This is a genomic window from Streptosporangium sp. NPDC051022, assembly GCF_040683035.1.
GTDB lineage: Bacteria > Actinomycetota > Actinomycetes > Streptosporangiales > Streptosporangiaceae > Streptosporangium.
The window spans coordinates 39,641-63,256 of sequence record NZ_JBFBCF010000003.1 but is presented as its reverse complement, the minus strand read 5'-3'; the positions used below and the strand labels follow the sequence as shown (position 1 = coordinate 63,256).

The following is a 23,616-nucleotide window of genomic DNA, read 5'->3' as shown; positions in this document are numbered from 1 at the left end:
GAGGGGATTATTGCCGCTATCAGTAATATGCCCTCTTTCTTCACCTGTCTTTACCGGGGGATCACCGGTCCTGCCTGGGGATCTACAAACGCGGGTCGACGGGTTCGGACTCCAGGGCCAGGATCGCGAAGACGGGCTCGTGGATCCGCCACAGCGGCTCGCCCTCGACCAGCCGCGACAGCGCCTCCAGCCCGAGGGCGTGCTCACGCAGGGCGAGCGAACGCTTGCGTCCCAGGAAGCGGCGGCGCAGCACCTCCAGGCTCTCGGTGTAGTCGGGACCGTAGATGATCCGCAGATACTCCCGCCCGCGCACCTTGACGCCCGGCTGCACCCGGCTCGGGCGCGCGACCGTACCGTCGCCCACGCCCCCGGCCGTATCCCCGTCCGTATCCCCGTCCGTGCTCCCGGCCGGATCCGCGGAGGCCGCCGCCGTCGGCGCGGTCTCCTCCCGCCCACGGTCCAGGGGCTTGACCACCATGCCCTCCCCGCCCTCCGCGGTCAGCGCCTCCCACCAGACGGTCGCCGCGTCCATGGACTCCCGCGAGACCAGATCGACGAACACGTGCCGGGTGGGGGCGATGAACGGGTCGGTGAGCCGGGCCAGCGTCTCCAGGTGCCAGGAGTGGGGTTCCAGCGCCGTCGCCCGTCCCTCGCAGGCGAGGATCTGGAACGGTGCCAGCCGGATCCCGTCAAGTCCGGAAACCGGCCAGCAGTAACGCGCATAGGCGTCCCTGAACCGGGAAGCGTTGACAAGGCGGCGACGGGTGCGGTCCAGCAGATCGCCCACATCCACCCCGCGCCCGGCCGCCGTCTCCAGCGCGGCGACCGCCTCGGGCAGCGCCGCGCGGGCCGCGGCCCCGACCGACGCGTACTGATCGCGGATCAGCCCCTCCGCCTTCGCCGACCAGGGCAGCAGCTCGCAGTCGAGCACGAGCCAGTCCGACCCCAGCTCGTCCATGAGCGGCTCGCACACCCGCCGGAGCCGCTCGACCAGCTCGCCGGTCTCGTCGAAGAAGGGCCTGCCGGTGCGGGTGTAGACCGCGCCCGCGCTCCCGTCCGTGACCCCGAACCGCGCCGCCGCGACCCGGGGGTTCCTGGCGAGTACGGCCACCGCCCGCGACCCCATGTGCTTCTCCTCGCACACGACCCGGGTGACCCCGGCCGCCGCGAACTCGGCGAACGCCTCGGCCGGGTGCTCCAGGTAGCCGTCGAGCCCGGAGGTCTCCGGCGGCGCCATCGTCGGCGGCAGGTAGACCAGCCAGCGCGGATCGACCGCGAAACGGCTCATGATCTCCAGCGCGGCCGCCGAGTTCTCCTCCCTGACCTTGATGCGGCCTCCGCCGTGCCGCACCTCGATGTGCCTGGTGCCCCGGACGTCCTCGATGGACAGCGCCTCGGGCTCGCGGTGGCCGGGGGCGGTGAACGGCTTGACCGACGCGTACCAGACCTTCTCCGCGGGGACCGAGACGACCTCCCGCTCCGGGTAGCGCAGCGCGGTCAGCCTCCCGCCGAACACGGCGCCGGTGTCGAGGCAGATCGTGTTGTTGATCCACTCGGTCTCGGGAACCGGGGTGTGGCCGTAGACGACCATGGCTCTGCCCCGGTACTCCCTCGCCCAGGGGTAACGCACCGGCAGGCCGTACTCGTCGGTCTCGCCGGTGGTCTCGCCGTACAGCGCGAAGGAGCGCACCCGCCCCGACGCACGGCCGTGGTAGGACTCCTTGAGACCCGCGTGCGCGACGACGAGCCTGCCACCGTCCAGCTGATAGTGGCTGATCAGGCCGTCCATGAAGGCGAGCGCGGCCGTGCGGAACTCCTCGGGCTCGGCGGCGAGCTGGTCCAGCGACTCCTGGAGCCCGTGGGCGACCCTCACCTTGCGCCCGTTGAGCGCGTGGGCCAGCTTCTGCTCGTGGTTGCCGGAGACGCACAGGGCGTTCCCGGCCTCGACCATGCCCATGACCAGCCTGAGCACACCCGGCGAGTCGGGGCCCCGGTCCACGAGGTCGCCGACGAACACCGCCGTCCTGCCCTCGGGGTGGACGGCGCCGCCGCCGGGGGTGAGCTCCCAGCCCAGGGTGCGCAGCAGCGTCTCCAGCTCGGCGCGGCACCCGTGCACGTCGCCGATGATGTCGAAGGGACCGGTCAGCTCGCGCCGGTCGCTCCAGGCCTTCTCCCTGACGACCGTGGCGGCCTCGATCTCCTCGACGCCGCGCAGCACGTGGACCCGGCGGAAACCGTCCCTGGAGATCTTCCCCATGGAGCGGCGCAGCTCCTTGCGCTGGCGCCGGACCACGTGCGGCCCGAAGTCCCGGTCGGGCCTGGTCGCGTTGCGCTCGAGCGCCACCTCCTCGGGCACGTCCAACACGATCGCGTCGACCAGCACGTCGTGGGACTTCGCGAGGTCGATCAGCTGCTTGCGCGCGTCCCACTGCACGTTGGTCGCGTCGACCACCGTCAGCAGGCCGCGCCTCAGGCGGGTGCCGACGATGTAGTGGAGCACGTCGAAGGCGTCGGGCGTGGCCGACTGGTCGTTCTCGTCGTCGGCCACCAGCCCCCGGCAGAAGTCGGAGGAGACCACCTGGGTCGGCGCGAAGTTCCTGGCGGCGAAGGTCGACTTCCCGCTGCCGGAGATTCCGACGAGCACGACCAGCGACATCTCGGGCACGGCTATCTCAGTCATCTCCGGCTCCTTCCGCCGCGCTCTCCGTGTTTCCGCCGTTCACGTCGTCTCCGTCGCCTCTGTCGTCTCTGTCGTCTCCGTTGTTCCCGCCCGCCTTCTCCGCGGTCCCCCGGCCTCGGGCCGCGTCCCCCGGCCCCTCCCCGGGGCCTCCGCTCTCCGGTGCTTCCCCGGGCATCCCTCCGAGGGTGAACACGGCCATCTGGGTGGGCGGGCCCACCTCGGGGTCGTCGTCGCCCACCGGGCGGAAGGCGACGCGGTAGCCGTAGCCGTCGCAGACACCCGCCGCCCAGGCCCGGAACTCGGCCCGGGTCCACTCGAAACGGTGGTCCGGATGACGCATGCCGTCCAGGAACTCGTAACGCACGTTGTATTCGGCGTTGGGGGTCGTCACGATCACGTTCTCCGGCCTGGCGGTACCGAAGACGACCCGTTCGAGCGCGCCCAGCCGGGGCGGATCGACGTGCTCGACGACCTCCATGAGCACGGCGGCGTCGTAGCCGGCGAACCGTTCGTCGGTGTAGGTCAGCGCGCCCTGGAACAGTTCGAGCCGCTCCCGCCGCCGTTCGGGCATCCGGTCGAGACGCAGCCGCCTGGCCGCCAGCGCCAGCGCCCGCGCCGACACGTCGGTCCCCGCCACCTTCGTGAACTCCGGCCTGCCCAGCAGTTCCCCGAGCAGCTGCCCCGACCCGCATCCCAGATCGATGACCTTGCGCGCCCCGAGCTCGGACAGCACGCCGAGCACCGCCTCCCGGCGCAGCGTGTTCAGGGGACGCGCGGGTACGGCGACGGCCCCGGCGCTCCCGGCGCTCTCTGTGTCTCCCGCCTTCCCCGCGTTCTCCGCGTTCCCCGCCTCCCCGGTGCTCTCCGTCCGGGCCGTGTCCTCGGGCTTCCCGGGGACGGCCGGGGACGGCGCAGCCGACGGGTCCTCGGCGTCCCCGGTGCCGGTGAGGACCTCCAGGGCGTCGAGATCGGCGCCGGTCCGCGGGGAGTCCTCCTCGACCGAGGGTTCGAGATCCTCCTCAGCGTCGTCGCCGAGCTCGGCCAGGCGGGCGAACGCGGTACGGGCGAGGGCCCAGCGCCTGCCCAGATAACGACGGGTGATCAGGCTCCTGTCCGGGTGGGCCCCCAGCCACGACTCACCCGCCCTGATCAGCTTGTCCACCTCGTCCGGCGCCACCCAGTAGTGCTTGGAGTCGTCCAGCACCGGGAGCAGCACGTAGAGCTGGTTGAGCGCGTCGGCCAGGCGCACCTCGCCGCGCAGCGACAACCGGACGTAACGGGAGTCGCCCCACTCGGGAAACCCCTCGTCCAGCGGTACGGCCAGCGCCTCGACCTGCCAGCCGAGCGGCTCGAACAACCGGCGCGCCAGCTCCGGCCCGCCCCGGCAGGGCAGTACGGGCAGGGAGATCTCCAGGGGGATCGGCCGGGCGGCCAGCTCGGGACGGCTGTGGCAGCGTCCGGCGCGAGCGGTGCGGAACACGTCCGCCAGCGCGACCGCCAGCAGCGAGGACGCGGCGTAGGGGCGGTCGTTGACGTACTGCCCCAGCGCGTAGTCGGGCGTCGACCGGCCACGCGAGCGCACCAGGCGGACCGGGTCGACGTCGAGCATCAGCGCCGCCGTACAGCGTTCCTCGCCCGCCTCCGGATAGAAGACCCGGGCCGTGCCGTATGCCTGACCGAACTCCTGGATCCGGTCCGGATGCTTGTGCAGCAGGAACCCGAGATCCGTGGCGGGCCGCAGGGTCGTAGAGATCGTGAGCAACACCCGGCTCAGTTTGCCCGATGCCCGATCTGCCCTGCCATGGGTTATCGCTTCCCCCGGGCCCGCACGTGAGCCCCTGTGCTCGCACGTGATCCGGGGGATCCGGGGGATCCGCCCGCGGCCCGTCAGGGGTCGCGCCCGCCTCGGAGTGGGCCGGTGGGTCTACACGTGGGGCAGGACCTCGGCGGCGATCAGCTCCAGCTGGTCGAGGTCGGACAGGTCCATCACCTGGAGGTAGACCCGTTCGGCGCCCAGCTCGGCGAACTCGCCGATCCTGTCGACCACCTCGGCCGGGGTGCCCGCGACGCCACCGGCCCGCAACGTGGCGACGTCGTATCCGGCGGCCTCCGCGCGGCGCGCGACCTGCGCGTCGTCGGCGCCGACCGCGACGGTCTGGGCCGCCGAGTAGACGATCGGCGTGTCACGCCCCTCGGTCTCGCACGCCTGCCGGATACGGCCGAAGGAGGCGGCGGTCTCCTCCAGCGTGCGGAACGGCACGTTGTACTCGTCGGCGAACCGCGCGGCCAGGCGCGGGGTGCGCCTGGCGCCGACCCCACCGATGATGATCGGCGGCCGGGGGCTCTGCGCGGGCTTGGGCAGGGCGGGCGAGTCCGCCAGCCGGTAGTGGGCGCCCTCGAAGGAGAACGTCTTGCCGACCGGCGTGCTCCAGAGCCCGGTGAGGATCTCCAGCTGCTCCTCGAACCGGCCGAAACGCTCGGCGACCGGAGGGAAGGGGATGCCGTAGGCGACGTGCTCGGCGTCGAACCACCCGGTGCCGAGGCCCAGTTCGACCCGGCCGCCGCTCATCAGGTCCACCTGGGCCACGCTGATCGCCAGCGCGCCGGGGAGCCGGAAGGTGGCGGGGGTGACCAGGGTGCCGAGTCTGATCGTGGAGGTCTCCCTGGCCAGACCCGCGAGGGTCACCCAGGCGTCGGTGGAGCCCGGACCGGGGTCACCCGGGCCGATCCGCATGTAGTGGTCGGAACGGAAGAAGGCGTCGAAGCCCAGCCGCTCCGCGGCCCGCGCGACCGTCAGGAGTTCGTCGTATGTGGCGCCCTGCTGCGGCTCAGTGAAGATCCTCAACTTCATGGCACACCCTTCCAAAAGCGCAGGTAAAGCACAATATAGATAGGCAAAACCCCGAAAAATCCCACATGCCCGCCACCCATCGCCGCGTCCCCTCAGGGGAGGAAATCCACGCGATGGCTACCACGATCGACCCGTTTTACCGTTCAGCGATTTACTTCGCAGTGGGCGCAGGACCGCGGCAAGGCGAATTCCCGGGCACCACCACAGATATCCGCAGGAAGTCTAACCGGATGTGGATCTACCGCCAGCGGTACGCCACCGGACGCCGGAACCCTTTGACGACAAATGGACCTGGCGAGGGCCGACCTCGATCGGCGGCGACAGCATGCCCGTGATCGCCCGCCGGTCCAAAACCGGTCGGCCCGCTCCGCCGGTCACCGACCAGCGGGACGTCGTCATGTCCGGCTCAGGCAGACATCGGAAGCGCATCCTCAAGATCCCGCGCACCCGGCGCCCGCATACGGTCGAGCAGCTTGACCACCTTGCGGAGATCCCGGACGGCATAGGCGTTCACGGCCACGGCGTCGGGCGCGATGCCGAGCGCCACCTCTGCCGCGGCCTCGGCCTCGCCAGCCGTCGCGTGGGCATGGGCCAGGCATGCCCCGTACCAGGCACGGTCACGTCGGTAGGACTCCGGAAGCTCCGACAACCCCCGCTCAAGGAACGGCACCGCCCGTCGGCCGTCGCCGAGCTCCAGCTCGGCCATGCCTCGCTGCATGAGGAACCAGTCCTCCCCGTAGAAGTACATCCACGGCGGTTCGTCGTCTGGACGCTCAGCCGCGCTCTTGATGAGGTTCTCGGCCTCCCCAAGCTCTCGGCCTCCCCAAGCAGGGACCTCGCGGCCTGCCCCTCCCCAGTTGCGCGTGTCCCCGGGCGGCCATCTGGGTGGCCATGCCCTGGACACCGAGGGTCGTACGGCCGTCATGCCAGCGGGACGCCTCGGCCAGAGGAGCCCAGGCGGTTCGCATCGGCCCGCTTCGCGAACCGCCCGGACACCGCCGACGCATCGGCGCCGAAAAGCGCGATCACCGGACCCGGCTAGTTTTCGAAGTCCATCGGCATGCCCAGCGGACTGTCTGAGAGGAGGTCCGAGAAGCAGGCATCCCACAGCCGCTTGGCCTCCTCCAGCTCCGCGGGCCCCATCTCCTCAGGAGAGCGCTTGGCTTTCCCCGCGGCGAGGTACTCCAGCCATGCGACTCGCGCCGGTCGGCCGCTGTCGCAGGTCTGGCACAGGACCACCAGGCCCCGGCCGTACTGGTTGAGATCGACGGCCATCAGGCTCGCTCTGCCGCAGTGAGGACAGGACGGCAGCGCGTCCGTAAAGCGGAATTGGACTTCATCCACTGTCGGACGGTACGCCTCAATTCTCCGCATTACTACCAAAACGATGAAAGCGACCCCGGTCTCCGAAGAGAACTCTGGCCGCGTTATCTCGGCCGCCCGGACCGCCCGTGTGCCCGTTATGCACTTCGCGCAGAGGGTTGTCACCCCTGCCCGGGACGCCATCGACATCCCCAACTTCGCGAACACCATTATCCGGGTACTTCGGACGGCATCCGCAGAAAGCCAACGGCGTGGCGGAGCGCTTGCTACCGTTCAGACCTCCGGTGCGTCACGTGATGGGCCGAACACCCACCGCGACCGTCCGGTGTCGTCGAGGAGGTGGATTCCATGCCGGTGGCGGCAGAGCCCCCCACCGCCCGCCGCGTCCGCGAGCCGGGCACCCCGCCGCGATCCCTCGTCGCGCTCGCCTCCGTCGCGCTCGTCACCGGGACGGGTGCCGCGCTCTGGCTGCTGCCCTCGGGCACCGGCGAGCACCCGTTCCGGCCCGCCCGCCCGTCCCCCGCCGGGATCGCGGCGCCCCCGTCCGCCGTCAGACCCGCCGCCGTCAAGGCACCGGTGCGGATCCGGCGCCCCTCGGGGTTCGTGACGTTCGTGGACGCGGCCAGGGATCCGCTCCCCGCGCTGCCCTCCGAGCCACCGGAGACCGGCCGGCGGGATCGTGTCCACTGGTTCACGCTGGGGCACCTCACCGCGGCGGCGGACGGCTGCAGCTCCGAGTGGCACGGCCGTGATGAGCGCGACGACGGTCCCGTCGCGGGCCGCCTGGGGCGCCTGCGCGCGGCGGGCGGCGACGCCGGGCTGGTCTTCGGCGGCCCGGCGGGACGCGAACTGGCCGACTCCTGCGCCGACCCCGGCAGGCTCGCCGAGGCGTACCGGCGGGCGGTCGGCACCTTCGGCGCGGACTACATCGACTTCGACCTCAGGACGCCCTCCGACGAGGCTGCCGTCCTACGGCGCGCCGACGCCATCGCGGCCCTCCAGCACGAGGCCGCGGCGGGCGGCGGAGCCCTCACGGTGAGTTTCACCCTGCCCGCGGGCGGATCCGGTCTGGCCCGCGCCGATCAGGAGATGCTCCGCGTCACCCGGCGGCGCGGTGCCGAGGTCTCGGCGGTCAACCTCCTCGTCCCGCTCAGGAGTGCGCCCGCCGGCCGGTCTCGGTTGCGGCCGATCGTCACAGCCGTCCGGGCGGCCCACCCTCAGATCGCCGACTCGCTGGGCGAGGCCACCTGCCGGCACCGGATCGCCCTCTCCCCCATGCTGGCCGGGCCGGGTGACCTCACTCCGGCCGACGCGCGCAAACTGGCCGCCTACGCCGCCCGCAACGGGATGGCCTGGCTCTCCACCCGCGGAGCCTCTCCCAGCGCAAGCGTGACCCGCCTTCTCGGGGACATCTCCCGCTAGTGCCGTGTCCCGCCGTCTCCCCACTCTGAGGCCGGTCACCGGGTGACTCTCCGGGCCGGTCTCAGCATGATCAGGTCCTACTGGACAGGCACCGGAGGCGGGGTTATACATGGACTATAACCCTTTGATAACCCCATAGGGGAGACATGCCGAAAATCAATGTTTACCTGCCCGACGAGCTGGCCGAGGCGGTCAAGGAGGCGGGCGTTCCGGTCTCCGCCGTCTGCCAGCGGGCTCTGGAGCAGGCCGTACGGCGGATCACCGCCATCAGGGAGACGGGGCTCAGCGCTCCCGACCTCGACGGCGGGAGCGCGCGTTTCGCCAACTTCGCGCCGCGAGCCCGCACCGCGATCACACTCGCGGCCGAGCAGGCGCGCGCCGCGAAGACGGCCGAGGTCGGTACCGAGCACCTGCTGAGCGGCATGCTGGCGGAGGGCTCCAACCTGGCCCTGCAGATCCTGCGCGCCATGGAGATCGACCCCGAGCAGGTGCGGTACGAGCTGGCCAGGCTGGCCCCTCGCGAGACCGTCGCGGCGGACGACGCCGCGCTGCGGTTCAGCGAGTCCGCGGCGGGTGCCCTGGAGCTGACGGTCACCGACGCGATCGCCATGGGGCACAACTACGTCGGATGCGAGCACCTGCTCCTCGGCCTGATCGCCGAACCCAGCGGGGTCGCGGGGCACGTCCTGCGCAGTCTCGGCGCCGACCCGAGGCTGACGCGCCGTGCCGTCACCGCCGCCCTGGCCGGCTACGTCCACCTCAGAGCACAGGATCAGGCCGCTCGGGCCTCCGAATCAGGCGATCCGGCGGAGTCCCTGTCCGCGGCCATACACCGGGAACTGCGGCCCATCGTGCGGCGCCTGGAACAGCTGGAGGAGAGGCTGGAGCGAGTCGCCGGGGAGGAGTGAGGCGGGCACGAGTCCCCCCGAACGGACGGTGCGGCATATAACGCGCACGGACGGCGCGGTACGCGACGCACAGGGGCGATGTGGCGCGCAATGTGTGACGAATACGCCCTGCCCCCAAGGGATGTGGAGGCATGTCTCTTTTTCATCACATGATCCGATACGATCCGCGTGGATCGTTCCCATCTGCCACCCTGGTCGAGCCGCGTCACGATTCTCGCCTTTCGTAACCTCTCCACGGAGCTCCACACCATGCGTTTGAAAACTCCCGTCGCGATCCTCGCCACCGCCGTTCTCGCGGTCGGCCTGTCCAGCGTGACCACCGCCTCCGCAGCGCAGAAGACGGCGGCCGACGAGCTGGTCTACGCGTGCGCGGCCAAGGACACCGGGGCGCTGCGCCTGGTTTCCAGGACCACCCGATGCAAGCCGACCGAGACGAAGACCTGGTGGACCAAGCGGGCCGCCCAGGGACAGACCCAGGTCTCCGGCCCCGGCCCGCAGGGCGAGCGCGGCCCCGCGGGCGCCCCCGGCAAGGACGGCGCCCCCGGACCGCAAGGCCAGCAGGGCCTGCCCGGTAAGACCGGTCCGCAGGGTCAGCCCGGCAAGGAGGGTGCCGCCGGCCCGCAGGGGCCGAAGGGCGAGCAGGGTCTCCGCGGTCTTCCCGGCGAGAACGGCAAGGACGGTAAGGACGGCGCCCCCGGCAAGGACGGCGCTCCCGGCAAGGACGGCGCCCCCGGCAAGGACGGCCTTCCCGGCAAGAACGGCCAGAACGGCCGCGACGGCAAGGACGGCGCCCCTGGCAAGGACGGCAAGAGCCTCGACACCTTCGTTCTCGACCTGCAGGGCGTGCAGTCCCTGTGCAAGTGGGACGGCAGCGTGAAGGGCTACCCCCGCCTGAAGTGCACCAAGCTCGGTAGCAGCGGCGGCGGTGGCCACGAGCGCGACGACGAGGACGGCCCGAAGGGTCCGGGCTCGCCCAGCCCGACCTCGACCTCGACGCCCAGGTAGGACCGCGGCCAAGAGCACGGCCAAGCACGCAGAACAGCCCCCGTCGTCCCTCGGGACGGCGGGGGTCTCGCTTGTCCGGAGCCCCGCGTGCGTCCGGAGCCCCGGCCGCCGTCACCGGAGCGGGGGGCGCGATCCCGGCCGTCCGCCAGCCGCTCGGCTTCGTGGTGCAGTACCTCGACGAGCAGCAGTTCCAGCCGGAGATCCTCGTCCACGAGGGTGTTGTACGTCGCCATGAGCGTCCTCCTCGCCCCGGAGGATGCCTCATCGTTCATAGCCGTTGACCGGCCATAACCGACCGGTATGAACTCGAGGTGAACGGCCTCGCCCCGTCAGGCGGGAGCGGCCCGGCCGCCCCGGAGAGTGAGTCGGCCGCCGGAGAGGGGGAATCCGCGGCGGCCGAGGGAGATCAACCTATGCGCGAGCCTCCCTCATGTCCAGCGATATCCGGTCACGGTTCGCAACCGGTACGGCCGCGCGGCCCGCAAGGTCCGGCCCGCACCGATCCCCCGCCGCGAACACCGGTCCGCCCCGTCCGGAGCACGCCTTCCCGCCCGCCGTACGGACACGTCACAGCGGGCCACCCGGCCTCGAACGGGGAAACGGCACCCGGCGCGAAGACCCGGACGGCGGCGTTCCGCCCTCGCCTCCCGCCCTGGGCGCGGCGTTTTCGGTTTGCCATCACAGCGGGATTAGGATCGCCCGGAACCATATCCCGGGAGATGCACCATGGCTGACTACGAGTTCCCGCCCGACCTGCTGGAGGCCCAGCGCGCCTACTGGGCCACGGACACCCGCGTGCAGGAGGTCATCGACGCACTGCCGTCGTCGCAGGAGATCCTGAACGGGGCCATGACCGACGAGCAGCGCGCGGAACTGGCCGAGGTTCGGGAGGCACGGCTGCGGGCGCTGGAGACGCTGAACCGGCATCCGTGGTGGCGGGATGTGGACGACCGATACACCGCGCAGAAGGCGCTGCGGCAGGCCGCCGGAGAGTAGCCCCTCTCGCCGCCGTCACTTCACGAGCCGCCACAGGGCCGGAGTGTTCGGCGGCTCCCAGCCCATCACGAACACGTGACTCACCAGGCACCTGTAGACGTGGCCGCCGTAGACGATCAGGTCACCCGCCGCGCACCTGTGCCCCACCTGCCACTCGGGGATGCCGGCCACCTGTGCCGTTCCGCCACCGCCGGTCTCGGCGGCGGCGGGCGGGGCACCGTACAGGAGGGCACCCAGTACGGCCGCCGCGAGGACGGCGGTGGCGGAGGTGGAGATGCGCTTCACCGCGGCTCCTTCGAAAACGGGGGTACTCCCACAGTGCCCGTGCCGCCAGGAGACGAACAGCCAACGTTTTTGCATAGCGTGTCGCTATGTCCGATTCGGAAGGCACTCCCGGCCATCCGGCCCGGTGATCGCGCCGCGGGCGGAGCCGACGGCTGGAGCGCGCCGCCGACCAGGACGACCACGCACTCCACCTGGCGGATCATCGGGACCATGGCGAATTTCCGTGGGATCCCGGCTCACGGGAGGAACGAGTTCGGGCGTCCGCTGTACCGTGTCGGGGACGTGCCGGCGCTACTCGGTGAGAGGATTACCGAGTGATGGACGAGGACCACCGCGCGCAGGCCATCGACACCTTCATCGAAGCCACCGCCACCACCGATCCTGAGCGACGCGCCACCCTCCTGAGCCGCGCTCTCACCGCCGATGTCGTCTTCTGGGGGCCACTGGGCCGCGGTGTCGGCCGCAAGGCCGTCGAGGACTTCATCACCGAGGTGGTTCAGGGCAGTCCGGCCGGACCATGCCGCCTTGTCAGGACGACCCGGGTCGACGCGCCCCAGGAATGGGCGCGGTTCGGCTGGAGCTACGAAAACGCCGCCGGTGAGAGCCTCCTGTCCGGTATGGACGTCGTCCATGTGACCGCGGACGGCGACATCGACGAGATCATCGTCTTCGCCGGTTCCTCGCCCGAGGTCATCGGTCGTGATTGACACCGATCCGCGCCGTGGCCGGCCACGAGTTCTCCGGCGGCCCGCTGGAGGACCGGCGCGCCCACCCGTCGCCCCTCAGTTGATGTAGACCTTGAAGCGGTAGCCATATGAGGGGGAGCCCAGGCAGGGGCCGGTCGGGTCGCCGTACGCGAGGACGATTTCCCGCTCCGCCTGGCACTGTTCCAGGGTGGCGTAGGGGCCGTACGTGACCACCCAGACTTCACCAGAGACGTGCGCGCCGGTCTGAGCGGCGGCGAAGGCGGGTGCGGCGCCGGTCAGGACGGCGGTGCTCAGTGCCGTCGCGAGCAGGGCCGCGGCGGACAATCGGCGAATTTTCACAGGTGGCTCCTCACGGTCGGCTAGGAGGGCACCTCAAGGTGACCACCGGCCACCTGCCGTGAGGAGCTACCACTTGCCGCATATTTCGGCCGCATGGGGCGCTTCCCCTGGTCTTTTCCACCGGGCTCGAACCTGTGAGCGCCCGGCCGACAGAGCCACCGGGATCAAGGTATTGACGTCCATGGCCGGTCAGGTATGTTCCAAACAGGAAAGTTTCCTAAAGAAAAGCCCTGGCCAGGCCCCCCTTCCGCAAAGCCCGGAGGCTCCCCCCCGCAATGATGAAGCGAATCGTCCTCGCCCTCACCCTCGCAACCGCCGTAGCGGCCCCCCTGATCGGGGTCACGCCGGCGCACGCGCAGGTTCTCTGCCACGTCAACCGGGACACGTGGGTCTACTCGGCCCCCGGAAGAACGGCCCTCTACCTGATCCCCTCGGGCGGAGGCTTCTACCTTGACTACTACTGGAACGCCGGTGGCTGGGCCGCCGGACACGGCGTCGGCCAGGTCGACGGCTTCCTACAGAACAACGACGGCCGCATGAACTGCTGACGACGTGCGGAGCACCCCCTTTTTTTCCGGGGTGCTCCGTCATCCACACGAGCGCCCTGTCTCCCCGAGACCCCGGCATCGCGCCCTCGGCGCCACCGGCGGCGTTGTCGTTATACGACCACTGGGCACAGACCCGCTCGGACCGTCGAGGCCGACGGCTACGGCTACGGCTACGGCTACGGCTACGGCTACGGCTACGGCTACGGCTACGGCGCGAGACGGGCGCGGACAGCAAATCGGTCCACGCCGAGCTCGGTCAGCACACCGGTCGCGGGATCCGTGCGGTCGCCGTCCAGCAGCCCGGCCAGTAGGTGGCCCCCGGTGACCCGGCGCGCGCCGGCGCGTCTGGCCACGGCAAGAGCCCGCGACAGCGTTGCCTTCGCACCGGATGTGAAAGGCATCCGTTTCGACGGTGCCGGAATCGTGATCCGCTCGACGCCACGGGCGTCGACGCCGATCACCGCCAGGGCCGCCTCGTCCAAGGCGGCGAGCGCGGACCGCGCCGTTTCGACGTCCACGCCGAGCGCCTGAGCCGCCTCTGCATCATGGAGCACACCGAGGAGCAGATGCTCCGTGCCGATACGCCGGTCGCCGCGCTGCCGCGCCTCCGCCGGTGCGTGCGCCGCGACCGCGGCGCGGGCACCTGCCGTGAATCGTTCGAACATCGCAACTCACTTTCCATGCTTGGTATGGGCAGACTGGCGCGAGACGCCGAGCGCGTCGCCGATCTGCTCCCAGGACCAGCCTTCGGCTCGAGCACGAGCCACCGCCGCAGCCTCGACCTGCTCAGCGAGCCGGTGCAGGGCGCCAACGGCACGAAGCCCCACGGCCGGGTCATGGGACTGCAGTCGGGCCACCAGTTCGGACTCTTCCATGCCTGTCAGTCTGGATTGACAACGCCGCGTTTGTCAATCCAGACTGACAGTCTCTCGACGACGCATGGAGGGCTCCATGTCCAAAATCTCACTCATCTGCGGCATCGCCGCCGGCCCGCTGTTCGTGCTCAGCTTCCTGATTCAGGGCGCCACCCGCGACGGCTACGATCCGATGCGCCATCCGGTCAGCTCCCTCGCCCTCGGCGACCACGGCTGGACGCAGACCGCCACGTTCCTGATCACCGGCACGTTGACCATCGTGTTCGCCGTCGGACTCCAGCGGACCCTGCGCCGGGGACCCGGCCGGCTGTGGGGCCCACTGCTCGTCGGCGTATGGGCGATCGGCCTCGTCGGCGCCGGCCTGTTCACCACGGACCCGGTGAGCGGATACCCGCCCGGCAGCCCAAACCTGATGCCCGCCTACGGCAGCACCCATGCGGCCCTGCACGACGGCGTATCGCTCGTCGCTTTCATCGCAATCATGGCGGTCTGTATCGTGTTCGCCCGCCGGTTCGTCGCCGACAACAGACGGGCCTGGGCACTGTACTCGGCCGCCACCGCCATCGCCGTCCTCGTCACCCTCGCACTGTCCGGCGCCGCCTTCGCCCAATCGCCGAATCTCGTGGCCTTCGGCGGCCTGTTCCAGCGGATCATGATTGTTGCGGCCTGGTCATGGCTGACCCTGCTCGCCCGGGACACGTACCGCAACGGCGACCGGCCAAGGCCGGACTCTCGCGTACGTTAGCCGAACACCCGGACACCTGCCCGCGCCGGACCTTTCCTCGACCCTGTCCAGGCGAATCCCGATATCACCTCGGCAGGGCGGGAGGCCACGCAGAGCGTTTTTCACCTGCACCTGCACATCGTGCCCAGGCAGGACGGGGACGGGCTCGCGCTGCCGTGGCACAGCGGGAAGGCCGCCCGCATCGCCCGCCAGGCCTACCCGAACGGAGGCACCCAGTGACCCCCGAGCAGCTGTCACGCACCAGGAGCCCGGTACTCCACCTGCTGCCTCGTGGCCTCGTCGACCTCTTCCGGCGTCAACAGCACCACCGTCCGCGTCGTCACTCCGCCGCCCGCCGCTACGGTGAGGTTCATGGCGGCCGCAGCCGTATTGCTCGGCAAGTCGACGATGACGTAGATATCGTCCTCACCGAGCGCGAAATACGCGCTCTCCACCTGGCCGCCGGCACTCTCCACCGCGCGATCCACCGCTTGCCGCCGGCCGGTGCCTCCGTCTCGAAGCACCCCTTTGACGCCGTCCACGGTGTAGCTCGCCTGGATGAGGTATTTGGGCATGATCAAGTCCTCTTCCTGTACCGCCGCCCCAGCGTGAGGCGGTCATCGCGAGGTGAGCCGTTCTCGGCTTCGGGTGCCGGTAATCCCATGAAATGAGGAACTGGTGACCAAAACGCCACCCCACCACTTCGACCCCGCCGACACCATCCGCCAAGGCATGCAAGATCCGGGCCCGACGCGACCGCTACCGGCAGCTCGCCGAAAGCGGCGAACTCCCCGGCCACCCAGCCGGCGGCCGTGTGGCGAGCCTCCACCACTGGGGCGTGTGGCTGCAGCTAGGCAGCACCACCCACCCGAACGCCCGCCGCGCCAAGACCGAATACCACCGCCGCAAAGGGCGACGTCGCCCGGCAGATGCTCCGCGCGGTCCTGACCGGCGACCCCAAGAATCTCGCTGTGCCGTCCGGGGTGGCGGACGCCGTACTCGCAGTTCGTGACGAGGAGACGGCCCGCCTTCACGCAGACCTAAGGAGGCCACGCAGACCTAAGGAGGCGCCGATGACCGTCCCCGCGGTGGAGCCGCTGCGCGTCATCGACGTCCGCAACCCCGACCGGCCCACCTACACCACCGCCGACATCCACACCCGCCTGCTCGACCTCCAGCGCGCCTACTGGGCGGCGGACGCCCGGGTGCAGGAGGTCACGGCCGCGCTGCCGTCGGCGCAGGAAGTCCTTGAGGGGGCCATGACCGACGAGCAGCGGGCCGAGCCGGAGGCTGCACGGGAGGCCCGCTTGCAGGCGTTGGAGGCGCTCAACCGTCACGAGTGGTGGGGTGGCACCGGCGGTCGGCACGCCGCGTGGATGGCGCCGCAGAAGGCTGCCAGGGGCTGAGGCGGGCGCGCCCCGCGCTGGTGGCCGGGTCGCGCCCGGTCAGGGTCAGGGGATGTACACCGCGTAGTAGTAGCCATCCTGCCACTGGTACGGCCGGTCCTCGTAGTGGCAGGCGCGTGCCCCGTTGATTCCGCCGTTCTCGGCTTCTGCCTGCAGGCGTGCCTTGCAGATCTCCAGAGTGGCGAAGGGGCCCCGCTCGTACCAGTCCGGCGGCAAAGTCGCGGCGACGGCGGGGACGGTTAGGCCTGTCATGGCGGTGGGTGCGGCGCCCGCCAGGGCGGCCGGTGTGGCGCCGGCCAGGGCGGCGGTGCCCAGTGCCGCTGCGAGCAGGGCTGCGGCTGGTAGTCGACGGATCTTCACGGTGGCTCCTCACGGTCGGGTGGGAGAACACCTCCAGGGGAGCACCGATCGGCGAGGTCGGGGAGCTACCGGTCTTCCATATTTCGGCCGCATGGCCTGCGTTTCACAGCTGTTTCGCCGGGCCTGAACAGCAGAAAGCCCCGCGCTCCCGAGGGAGCGGCGGGGCTTGTTCGCGTCCGTCTACCGGTCGTCGGTCCGGCCGGCTCAAGCGGGCCGCCAACCATGCGTGGATCTCTTCAACGCTGTCCGGTCCGGCCGGTGCAGCTCGCCGCTCCTCGATTCCTTCGAGCATGCGGGCGAGATCGGCAGGGTCGGGCTGGAGCTCATCGTCCTCACCTCGCAGGATGGCGTCTGCCTTCTTCTGGCTCCCGCCGGCGGCGAGGTCCCGTCCCACACAGATTCCGCATGGTGTCCGGCCCGCAGCTTCGGCTTCTGCGGCGCTCGGAAATCGGCGGGTCTCGTGTAGCCGGTAGCCCTGGGCTTCGCCGCCGAGGCGGCCGGCCTGGAGCGCGCGGCAGTTTTCGGTGGCATGGTAGCGGTCGCCGACGCCGGTGGTGATGACCTCGCTCACGGGTCCTCCTCCGGTGTTGTGGTCAGAGTACGGGGCGGCGGCCGGGCGGGGTCGGCGTAGCCGTGCAGGAAGCGACAACAACCGTGCGGAAATCGGCAACGACTTCGCGGCCGTTACTTGAGAACTTTGGTGCCGGGTGCCTCGGACGGGCACTTGTCGTATCTCACCGGAAGGACGGCAATGATCCTTATCCGCAAGCTCGCCAGTGTGGTGGGCGCCGCCGCGGTCATGGCTGCCGGGATTGTGACGTTGAACGTCTCGCCCGCCTTCGCCTGGCCCCAAAACTGTCAGGCGACGGTTTTCACAGGCAGCTATGGACGGTCCTATTGCGCGTCGGGCAGTGGCAGCCACCGGGTCGCGGTTAGCTGTGCCCGTCAGGGGCAGCAGAACTACATCAAGTACGGCCCGTGGGTGGGTACGGGTAGTACGTCGACTGCCTCCTGCAATGCGCGAAGCGCCACTGTTCAGCTGCAAGGTGATTAGTGCCGGCATTCCTGCTCGCGACAGCCCCGTCTCTGGCATGGAGACGGGGCGTGGAACCGGCATGGTGTGAGCTGTTCTCGTGGTGGGGTGATCGTGTGCGGGTAGACAGCAGGACGCCCCCGCCTCCGGTCGGAGACGGCGGGGGCGTCAACCGCACTCGTCACGGGGCAGGCGGGATGCGTCCCGTTCGTCACTGGTATATGTCGTAGTAGTACCCCAGCATCCCCGGGCGCCGATCGCCGTCGTAGTAATAGCAGTCGGTTATCGGTAGGTCGGTGAATTCATACAGCAGTGCCGCATGGCAGGCAGCCAGGGTCGGGTAGGGACCTTTTCGATACCACTGCTCTGCAATCAGAGAGGGGTGCTCACTGGCAGAGGCCGTGGTGGCGCTTGCCTGGCTGGAGGCAACGGCGGGTGTCGCGCCGGCCAGGACGCCGGCGCTCATCGCCGCGAGTACGGCTGCGGTGGATAGTCGACGGATTTTCACGAGGTCTCCTTGCGGCTGGTAGGGAACACCTTCAGATGAGCACCGATCGCCGGGGTCGAGGAGATCCCGGTTTCCCATATTTCGGCTGCATGGTCCGTGCCCTGAGGCTGTTTTGCCAGGCCCGAACAGCAAGAGGCCCCCGCCTCCGACACGGAGAGTGGGGCTCGGCCTGTGAGGCGCTGTTGTCCTGGTGGAGGCGCGGAAAGCGCTTGATTCGCCCTTCCTGGGACGTATCGTCCACTTAGGAAAGTTTCTTACCGGAAGCGCCATTTACCTTCGGAACCGGAGGAAGCGCACATGAGAAGAAACCGGGCTGCGGCTGTGTCCGCCACCGCCCTGCTCACCGCCTCTTTGCTGGTGGGCTCCGCATCCCCCGCCTACGCCACCCTGACAGGCTGCACCGCGTGGCACTCGGGTAACACCGCCTACAGCCAGTGCACGGGTGGCACGGGCCGGCAAGCGATCCACGCCGAGGGCCTGCACGTAGACCCTCAGGTGGGGTACATCTACCGCTCTGGCGACCCGGTAGGGGTCGGCGAGATATCGATGGCGTCCATATCGGGCAAGCTGGTCGGCTACAGAATCATTTTGCTCGACTGACGCGGCACTGAACGGCATGACGGCGCCCCCGCCTCCAACACGGAGGACGGGGGCGTTCGCGCGTGCTCCGACTATCTGTCTACTCGCTCTGGCCACCCGTCCACTCGGGGCGACGGCTCACGTTTCATGATCGTGCGCATCCCGTGCGCAACGATCTTGAAAAACGCCGGTTCACGGTGACTCACACCGACAGATGACGTGTTGCATAACTCCTGGTCAGGGGCTAGATCGAGTCTCTGGCCAGGAGGGCCACGCACTCCACGTGGTGGGTCATCGGGAAGGCGTCGAAGGCTCGCAGGTCAGCGAGGCGGTAGTCCTGGTCGGCGAACCAGGCGAGGTCTCGGGCCAGGGTCGCGGGGTCGCAGGAGACGTAGACGATGCGGGTGGCCTCCAGGGCCGTGATCCGGTCGACGACCTCGCGGCCGAGACCGGCGCGGGGCGGGTCGACGACGACCAGGTCGGCCCGCTCGATGCCGTAGCGGTCGAGAGCGCTCTCCACGCGGCCCCGGGCGAAGCGTGCCTGGGGCAGGTCGCGAAGGTTGCGCTCGGCGTCACGCACGGCCACGGTCTCGGACTCGATGCCGAACACCGCGCCCTCGGGGCCGACCGCCTCGGCCAGGCCCGCGGCGAACAGACCGACCCCGCAGTAGAGGTCGAGGGCCCACTCCCCCGGCTGCGGGGCGGCGAACTCCAGGACCGCCTCCAGCAGCACCGTGGCGGCGCCGGGGTGGACCTGCCAGAAGCCGCTCCCGGTGACCTGGAAGTCGCGGTCTCGGACACGCTCGACGAGGTGGTTGCGGCCGTGGACGACGCGGCTCTGCCCGCCGCCCTCGTCCACGAAGACCGCCACGCTCGTGTCGAGGTCCGGCACGGCCACCGTACGGCGCGGCTTGGGGGCCACCACGACCGCCTGGTCCCCCGTGTTGGAGGCGATGACCTCGACGGAGGAGGCGTTGCGCCAGTTCATGACCTCGGCCCCGACGTTCTCCACCTCGGGGTGGGCGATCAGGCAGGCGTCGACCGGCTCGATCTCGTGGGAGCGGTGGCGCCGCAGGCCCAGGACTCCGTCGCGGTCGACGGCGAACTGGACGCGGGTGCGCCAGCCCAGCCCGTCGGGAGCGCCGGGCACCTCCTCGACGATGCCCTTCCACTCGATCCCGGCCAGCCGCTTCAGCTGCTCGGCGACCACCTCGGTCTTCAGCAGCCGCTGGGCGTCGATGGAGGCGTGCTGCCAGTCGCAGCCGCCGCAGCGGCCCGGCCCCGCGAACGGGCAGGGCGGGGTCACCCGGTCGGGGGAGGCTTCGAGGATCTTGACCGCGTCGGCCCGCAGGAACCGCGTGGTCTCCTCGGTGATCTCGGCGAGGACGCGCTCGCCGGGGAGCGCGTGCCGGACGAAGACCACCCGGCGGTCATGACGGGCGACGCACCAGCCACCGTGCGCGACGGGTCCCACAGTCAGTTCGATCGCCATCGCCACGCCCCCAAGGTTCGTCGTCGCCTCAAGCCTCCCCGCGGTCAGGAGTACATACGAAAGGTTAAGCCTTGGCGTCGGACTCCCGAGCCACCTCCGGCCGAGCCGCATCGTGGCGAGGCCGGCGGACCGCGCCCGGGGCGAAGGGCTCGGGGCGTCCCTTGAGGCGGTCGGAGGAGTGGAGCTGCCAGGGCACGCTGGTGACCATCACGCCGGGCTGGAAGAGAAGACGGCCCTTGAGGCGCAGCGCGCTCTGGTTGTGCAGCAGGTGCTCCCACCAGCGGCCGACGACGTACTCGGGGATGTAGACGGTCACCACGTCGCGGGGCGAGCGGCGGCGCAGCGACTTGACGTACTCCAGGACCGGCCGGGTGATCTCGCGGTAGGGCGAGTCGAGCATCTTCAGCGGGACCGGGATGCCCCGGCGCTCCCACTCCTCCTGGAGCGCCCGTGCCTCCTCGCCCTCGACCCCGACGGTGACGGCCTCGAGCGTCGAGGGGCGGGTGGCGCGGGCGTAGCTGAGGGCGCGCAGGGTCGGCTTATGGATCTTGGAGACCAGGACGATGGCGTGGTTGCGCGCGGGCAGCATCGACTCGTCCACCTGGAGGTCGTCGGCCACGGCCAGCTCGGCCGCCACGTTCTCGTAGTGGCGGTGGATGCCCTTCATGGTCAGGAACAGCACCGGCATGGCGACGCAGACGATCCACGCGCCGTGGGTGAACTTGGTGAGCAGCACGACGACCAGCACCACGCCGGTCATGACGCCGCCGAAGAAGTTGATGACCCGCGAGCGCCGCATCTGCGCCCTGACCTTCGGGTCGGTCTCGGTCTTCAGGTGGCGGGTCCAGTGCCGGACCATGCCGATCTGGCTGAGCGTGAACGACACGAAGACACCGACGATGTAGAGGTTCAGCAGGCGGCTGACGTCCGCCTGGAAGCCCCACAGCAGCAGGCAGGCGCCCGCGGCCAGGATGACGATGCCGTTGGAGAAGGCCAGCCGGTCGCCCCGGGTGTGCAGCTGCCTGGGCAGGAAGCGGTCCTGGGCCAGGATGGAGCCGAGCACGGGGAAGCCGTTGAAGGCGGTGTTCGCCGCGAGGAACAGGATCAGCGCGGTGACGGCGGCGATGACGAAGAAGAACAGCGACCCGCTGCCGAAGACCGCGTCGGCGACCTGGGCGATGATCGGCTGCTGGTAGTAGCCGGGACCGGCGGGCTTGCCGCCGATGAGCACGTCGTGGGCGACGGTGGCGGGGTCGGCGAGCTTGACGCCGGAGGCCAGGCCGAGCGTGATGATGCCGACGAACATCGTCACCGCGATCAGGCCCATCATCAGCAGCGTGGTCGCGGCGTTCTTGCTCTTCGGCTTGCGGAAGGCCGGGACGCCGTTGCTGATCGCCTCGACACCGGTCAGCGCGGCGCAGCCCGAGGAGAAGGCGCGCAGGATCAGGAAGGCCGCCGCCAGGGAGGTGAGGTCGCTCTCCTGGGTGACGATCTGGTAGTCGGCGGTCGGGGCGTGCAGCTCGTCGCCGAGGACGAGCAGCCGGAAGCCGCCCCACAGGACCAGTCCGATGACCGAGATCATGAAGGCGTAGGTGGGGACCGCGAAGGCCGCGCCGGACTCGCGGATGCCGCGCAGGTTGACCAGTGTCAGCAGGATGACGATGACGATCGCCACCAGCGGCTTGTGCTCGGCGACGTAGGGAATGGTCGCGCCCACGTAGTCGACGCCGTTGGCCACCGAGACCGCGACGGTGAGGACGTAGTCGACCATGAGCGCGCTGGCGACCGTGAGGCCCGCGTTGCGGCCCAGGTTGACCGTGGCCACCTCGTAGTCGCCGCCGCCGCTGGGATAGGCGTGCACGTTCTGCCGGTAGGACGCCACGACCGTGAGCATCACCAGGACGACGCCCGCCGCCACCCATGGCGCGAAGTTGTAGAACGAAAGTCCGGCGATGGAGAGAATGACCAGGATCTCCTGTGGCGCATAGGCCACCGAGGAGAGGGCATCACTCGCGAAAACGGGCAGCGCGATACGTTTAGGGAGCAATTGCTCATGTAACTGCGTGCTGCGCAGCGCGCGCCCGATGAAGAGGCGCTTGACGAGGTCCGTCACCTTTGACACGTCTGCCGATGCTAGTCCCCATCCATACGCCCCGCTGACGCGGCACTCCCTGAGCGGGCCATACTGGCTAGGTACATCGGCAACAAGATCCGCCTCAACGCGACCGGCGGGGGAGCATGCATATCGTGATCATGGGATGTGGCCGGGTCGGTTCGACCCTCGCGCACATCCTGGAGGACAGCGGCCACTCGGTCGCCATCATCGACCGGGACCCTCAGGCGTTCCGTCGGCTGCGCGCCGGTTTCCGGGGACGCCGGGTGACCGGCATCGGCTTCGACCGCGACGTCCTGGAGGAGGCGGGCATCGAGTCCGCGGGCGCCTACGTGGCGGTCAGCAGCGGCGACAACTCCAACATCATCTCCGCGAGGGTCGCCCGCGAGACGTTCGGCGTGGACAACGTGGTCGCCCGCATCTACGACTCCCGGCGTGCCGAGGTCTACCAGCGGCTGGGGATCCCCACGGTGGCCACCGTGCGCTGGACCGCCGACCAGATCCTGCGCCGGGTCCTGCCCGAGGGCGCCGAACCCCTGTGGCGCGACCCCACCGGATCGGTGGTGCTGGCCGAGGTCGCCTACCACCCCGGCTGGATCGGCATCAGGGCGAGAGACCTGGAGGAGGCCGCGGCCACCCGCCTGGCGTTCATCAACCGGATGGGCGAGACCCTGCTCCCCAAGAACGACTCCGTGGTGCAGGAAGGCGACATCCTGCACGTCATGGCGGCCGAGAACGACATGGAGCGCATCAACAAGGTGCTCTCCGGCGGGCCGGAGGAGGGCCACTGATGCGCGTCACCATCGCGGGTGCGGGAGCCGTGGGACGGTCCATCGCCGCCGAGCTCCTGGAGAACGGCCACGAGGTCCTGCTCATCGACATCGACCCCAAGGCCATCAAGATCGACACCGTGCCGAGGGCCGAGTGGCTGCTCGCCGACGCCTGCGAGATCTCCTCCCTCGACGAGGCGGGCCTGGCCGACTGCCACGTGGTCGTCGCCGCCAGCGGCGACGACAAGGTCAATCTCGTCGTCTCACTGCTCGCCAAGACCGAGTACGGCGTGCCGCGCGTGGTGGCCAGGATCAACCACCCCAAGAACGAGTGGCTGTTCAACGAGTCGTGGGGCGTGGACGTGGCCGTCTCGACCCCGCGCCTGCTGAGCGCGCTGGTCGAGGAGGCGGTGAGCGTCGGCGACCTGGTCCGCCTGATGACCTTCCGCCAGGGACAGGCCAACCTGGTCGAGCTGACCCTGCCCGAGGACGCCCCGGTCGTCGGCCACCGTGCGGGTTCGGTGCCCTGGCCCGCCGACACCGCCCTGGTGGCGATCCTGCGGGAGGGAAGGGTGCTGGTCCCCAGTGACGATGACCCGCTGGAGGCGGGCGACGAGCTGATGTTCGTGGCCAGCCAGGAGGTCGAGGAGGAGCTGGGGCGGCTGCTCTCGCCGCACCGCTCGCCGAACTGA

Annotated in this window: 27 protein-coding genes; 12 read left to right on the top strand and 15 right to left on the bottom strand. The window is 70.0% G+C overall.

Features of this window, described 5'->3' with window-relative positions:
* Positions 1 to 82: 82 nt before the first annotated feature.
* From AB0N02_RS07045 to AB0N02_RS07025, 5 genes are all read right to left on the bottom strand, one after another.
* Entirely contained in the window at positions 83 to 2,680 is a 2,598-nt protein-coding gene (locus AB0N02_RS07045; RefSeq protein WP_363943557.1) for a polynucleotide kinase-phosphatase, read from the bottom strand.
* Positions 2,673 to 4,445, bottom strand: a complete 1,773-nt coding sequence (locus AB0N02_RS07040; protein ID WP_363943556.1) for a 3' terminal RNA ribose 2'-O-methyltransferase Hen1 — start codon at positions 4,443 to 4,445, stop codon at positions 2,673 to 2,675. Before AB0N02_RS07040 ends, AB0N02_RS07045 begins: the two co-directional genes overlap by 8 nt.
* A 159-nt stretch (positions 4,446 to 4,604) precedes the next feature.
* On the bottom strand, positions 4,605 to 5,531 hold the full coding sequence (locus tag AB0N02_RS07035; RefSeq protein WP_363943555.1) for an LLM class F420-dependent oxidoreductase: 927 nt from the start codon (positions 5,529 to 5,531) through the stop codon (positions 4,605 to 4,607).
* 406 nt (positions 5,532 to 5,937) lie between these two features.
* Positions 5,938 to 6,237 (bottom strand): hypothetical protein, encoded by a 300-nt coding sequence (locus AB0N02_RS07030; protein WP_363943553.1) that lies wholly within the window; start codon positions 6,235 to 6,237, stop codon positions 5,938 to 5,940.
* A 332-nt stretch (positions 6,238 to 6,569) separates the two neighbouring features.
* Complete coding sequence (locus AB0N02_RS07025) at positions 6,570 to 6,875, bottom strand: DUF6300 family protein (protein WP_363943552.1); 306 nt, start codon at positions 6,873 to 6,875, stop codon at positions 6,570 to 6,572.
* A 327-nt stretch (positions 6,876 to 7,202) separates the two neighbouring features.
* Between AB0N02_RS07025 and AB0N02_RS07020 the strand changes: the two genes are divergently transcribed.
* The 4 genes from AB0N02_RS07020 to AB0N02_RS07005 all read left to right on the top strand — a co-directional run bounded on the left by AB0N02_RS07020 (position 7,203) and on the right by AB0N02_RS07005 (position 11,185).
* Positions 7,203 to 8,276, top strand: a complete 1,074-nt coding sequence (locus tag AB0N02_RS07020; protein ID WP_363943550.1) for a hypothetical protein — start codon at positions 7,203 to 7,205, stop codon at positions 8,274 to 8,276.
* 146 nt (positions 8,277 to 8,422) lie between these two features.
* Positions 8,423 to 9,184: a Clp protease N-terminal domain-containing protein gene (locus AB0N02_RS07015; protein ID WP_363943548.1), complete on the top strand. Its 762-nt coding sequence runs from the start codon at positions 8,423 to 8,425 to the stop codon at positions 9,182 to 9,184.
* A 249-nt stretch (positions 9,185 to 9,433) separates the two neighbouring features.
* Positions 9,434 to 10,189 (top strand): hypothetical protein, encoded by a 756-nt coding sequence (locus AB0N02_RS07010; protein WP_363943546.1) that lies wholly within the window; start codon positions 9,434 to 9,436, stop codon positions 10,187 to 10,189.
* Positions 10,190 to 10,915: 726 nt separating this feature from the next.
* Entirely contained in the window at positions 10,916 to 11,185 is a 270-nt protein-coding gene (locus AB0N02_RS07005) for a hypothetical protein (protein ID WP_363943544.1), read from the top strand.
* Between the two features lie 15 nt (positions 11,186 to 11,200).
* Here AB0N02_RS07005 and AB0N02_RS07000 read toward each other — a convergent pair whose 3' ends face one another.
* Positions 11,201 to 11,470 (bottom strand): carbohydrate-binding protein, encoded by a 270-nt coding sequence (locus tag AB0N02_RS07000; RefSeq protein WP_363943543.1) that lies wholly within the window; start codon positions 11,468 to 11,470, stop codon positions 11,201 to 11,203.
* 317 nt (positions 11,471 to 11,787) lie between these two features.
* Here AB0N02_RS07000 and AB0N02_RS06995 point away from each other — a divergent pair, with 317 nt between their 5' ends.
* Positions 11,788 to 12,177 carry a nuclear transport factor 2 family protein gene (locus AB0N02_RS06995; protein ID WP_363943541.1) on the top strand — a complete coding sequence of 130 codons (390 nt, stop codon included), beginning with the start codon at positions 11,788 to 11,790 and terminating at the stop codon, positions 12,175 to 12,177.
* 75 nt (positions 12,178 to 12,252) lie between these two features.
* Here AB0N02_RS06995 and AB0N02_RS06990 read toward each other — a convergent pair whose 3' ends face one another.
* A complete protein-coding gene (locus AB0N02_RS06990; RefSeq protein WP_363943539.1) occupies positions 12,253 to 12,516 on the bottom strand; it encodes a hypothetical protein in 264 nt (87 codons plus the stop codon).
* A gap of 275 nt (positions 12,517 to 12,791) precedes the next feature.
* On the opposite strand from AB0N02_RS06990, the gene AB0N02_RS06985 reads away from it, so the two are divergent.
* Positions 12,792 to 13,064 (top strand): hypothetical protein, encoded by a 273-nt coding sequence (locus tag AB0N02_RS06985; protein ID WP_363943537.1) that lies wholly within the window; start codon positions 12,792 to 12,794, stop codon positions 13,062 to 13,064.
* Positions 13,065 to 13,270: 206 nt separating this feature from the next.
* On the opposite strand, the gene AB0N02_RS06980 is transcribed toward AB0N02_RS06985, so the two are convergent.
* Together AB0N02_RS06980 and AB0N02_RS06975 are read right to left on the bottom strand one after the other, a co-directional pair.
* Positions 13,271 to 13,729: a Clp protease N-terminal domain-containing protein gene (locus AB0N02_RS06980; protein WP_363943535.1), complete on the bottom strand. Its 459-nt coding sequence runs from the start codon at positions 13,727 to 13,729 to the stop codon at positions 13,271 to 13,273.
* 6 nt (positions 13,730 to 13,735) lie between these two features.
* Positions 13,736 to 13,939 (bottom strand): helix-turn-helix domain-containing protein, encoded by a 204-nt coding sequence (locus AB0N02_RS06975; protein WP_363943533.1) that lies wholly within the window; start codon positions 13,937 to 13,939, stop codon positions 13,736 to 13,738.
* 64 nt (positions 13,940 to 14,003) lie between these two features.
* On the opposite strand from AB0N02_RS06975, the gene AB0N02_RS06970 reads away from it, so the two are divergent.
* Both AB0N02_RS06970 and AB0N02_RS06965 read left to right on the top strand, forming a co-directional pair.
* Positions 14,004 to 14,684 (top strand): DUF998 domain-containing protein, encoded by a 681-nt coding sequence (locus AB0N02_RS06970; protein ID WP_363943531.1) that lies wholly within the window; start codon positions 14,004 to 14,006, stop codon positions 14,682 to 14,684.
* A gap of 63 nt (positions 14,685 to 14,747) precedes the next feature.
* A complete protein-coding gene (locus AB0N02_RS06965; protein WP_363944209.1) occupies positions 14,748 to 14,903 on the top strand; it encodes an HIT domain-containing protein in 156 nt (51 codons plus the stop codon).
* A 14-nt stretch (positions 14,904 to 14,917) separates the two neighbouring features.
* On the opposite strand, the gene AB0N02_RS06960 is transcribed toward AB0N02_RS06965, so the two are convergent.
* The gene (locus tag AB0N02_RS06960; protein WP_363943529.1) at positions 14,918 to 15,238 is read right to left on the bottom strand and encodes a GYD domain-containing protein; all 321 of its coding nucleotides are present in this window, start codon (positions 15,236 to 15,238) and stop codon (positions 14,918 to 14,920) included.
* Between the two features lie 498 nt (positions 15,239 to 15,736).
* On the opposite strand from AB0N02_RS06960, the gene AB0N02_RS06955 reads away from it, so the two are divergent.
* A complete protein-coding gene (locus tag AB0N02_RS06955) occupies positions 15,737 to 16,069 on the top strand; it encodes a hypothetical protein (protein ID WP_363943528.1) in 333 nt (110 codons plus the stop codon).
* Between the two features lie 45 nt (positions 16,070 to 16,114).
* Here the strand turns inward: AB0N02_RS06955 and AB0N02_RS06950 are convergent, their stop codons facing one another.
* From AB0N02_RS06950 to AB0N02_RS06940, 3 genes are all read right to left on the bottom strand, one after another.
* Entirely contained in the window at positions 16,115 to 16,429 is a 315-nt protein-coding gene (locus AB0N02_RS06950; RefSeq protein ID WP_363943526.1) for a hypothetical protein, read from the bottom strand.
* 103 nt (positions 16,430 to 16,532) lie between these two features.
* A complete protein-coding gene (locus AB0N02_RS06945) occupies positions 16,533 to 17,000 on the bottom strand; it encodes a hypothetical protein (RefSeq protein ID WP_363943524.1) in 468 nt (155 codons plus the stop codon).
* 673 nt (positions 17,001 to 17,673) lie between these two features.
* Complete coding sequence (locus AB0N02_RS06940) at positions 17,674 to 17,970, bottom strand: hypothetical protein (RefSeq protein WP_363943522.1); 297 nt, start codon at positions 17,968 to 17,970, stop codon at positions 17,674 to 17,676.
* Between the two features lie 297 nt (positions 17,971 to 18,267).
* On the opposite strand from AB0N02_RS06940, the gene AB0N02_RS06935 reads away from it, so the two are divergent.
* Complete coding sequence (locus AB0N02_RS06935; RefSeq protein ID WP_363943520.1) at positions 18,268 to 18,570, top strand: hypothetical protein; 303 nt, start codon at positions 18,268 to 18,270, stop codon at positions 18,568 to 18,570.
* A 223-nt stretch (positions 18,571 to 18,793) separates the two neighbouring features.
* Here AB0N02_RS06935 and AB0N02_RS06930 read toward each other — a convergent pair whose 3' ends face one another.
* Both AB0N02_RS06930 and AB0N02_RS06925 read right to left on the bottom strand, forming a co-directional pair.
* Positions 18,794 to 20,041 carry a class I SAM-dependent RNA methyltransferase gene (locus tag AB0N02_RS06930; RefSeq protein ID WP_363943518.1) on the bottom strand — a complete coding sequence of 416 codons (1,248 nt, stop codon included), beginning with the start codon at positions 20,039 to 20,041 and terminating at the stop codon, positions 18,794 to 18,796.
* 64 nt (positions 20,042 to 20,105) lie between these two features.
* Complete coding sequence (locus AB0N02_RS06925; protein ID WP_363943516.1) at positions 20,106 to 22,163, bottom strand: APC family permease; 2,058 nt, start codon at positions 22,161 to 22,163, stop codon at positions 20,106 to 20,108.
* A 116-nt stretch (positions 22,164 to 22,279) separates the two neighbouring features.
* On the opposite strand from AB0N02_RS06925, the gene AB0N02_RS06920 reads away from it, so the two are divergent.
* Positions 22,280 to 22,945, top strand: a complete 666-nt coding sequence (locus AB0N02_RS06920) for a TrkA family potassium uptake protein (RefSeq protein WP_363943514.1) — start codon at positions 22,280 to 22,282, stop codon at positions 22,943 to 22,945.
* On the top strand, positions 22,945 to 23,616 hold the full coding sequence (locus tag AB0N02_RS06915; RefSeq protein ID WP_363943512.1) for a TrkA family potassium uptake protein: 672 nt from the start codon (positions 22,945 to 22,947) through the stop codon (positions 23,614 to 23,616). The genes AB0N02_RS06920 and AB0N02_RS06915 overlap by 1 nt, the downstream gene beginning before the upstream one ends.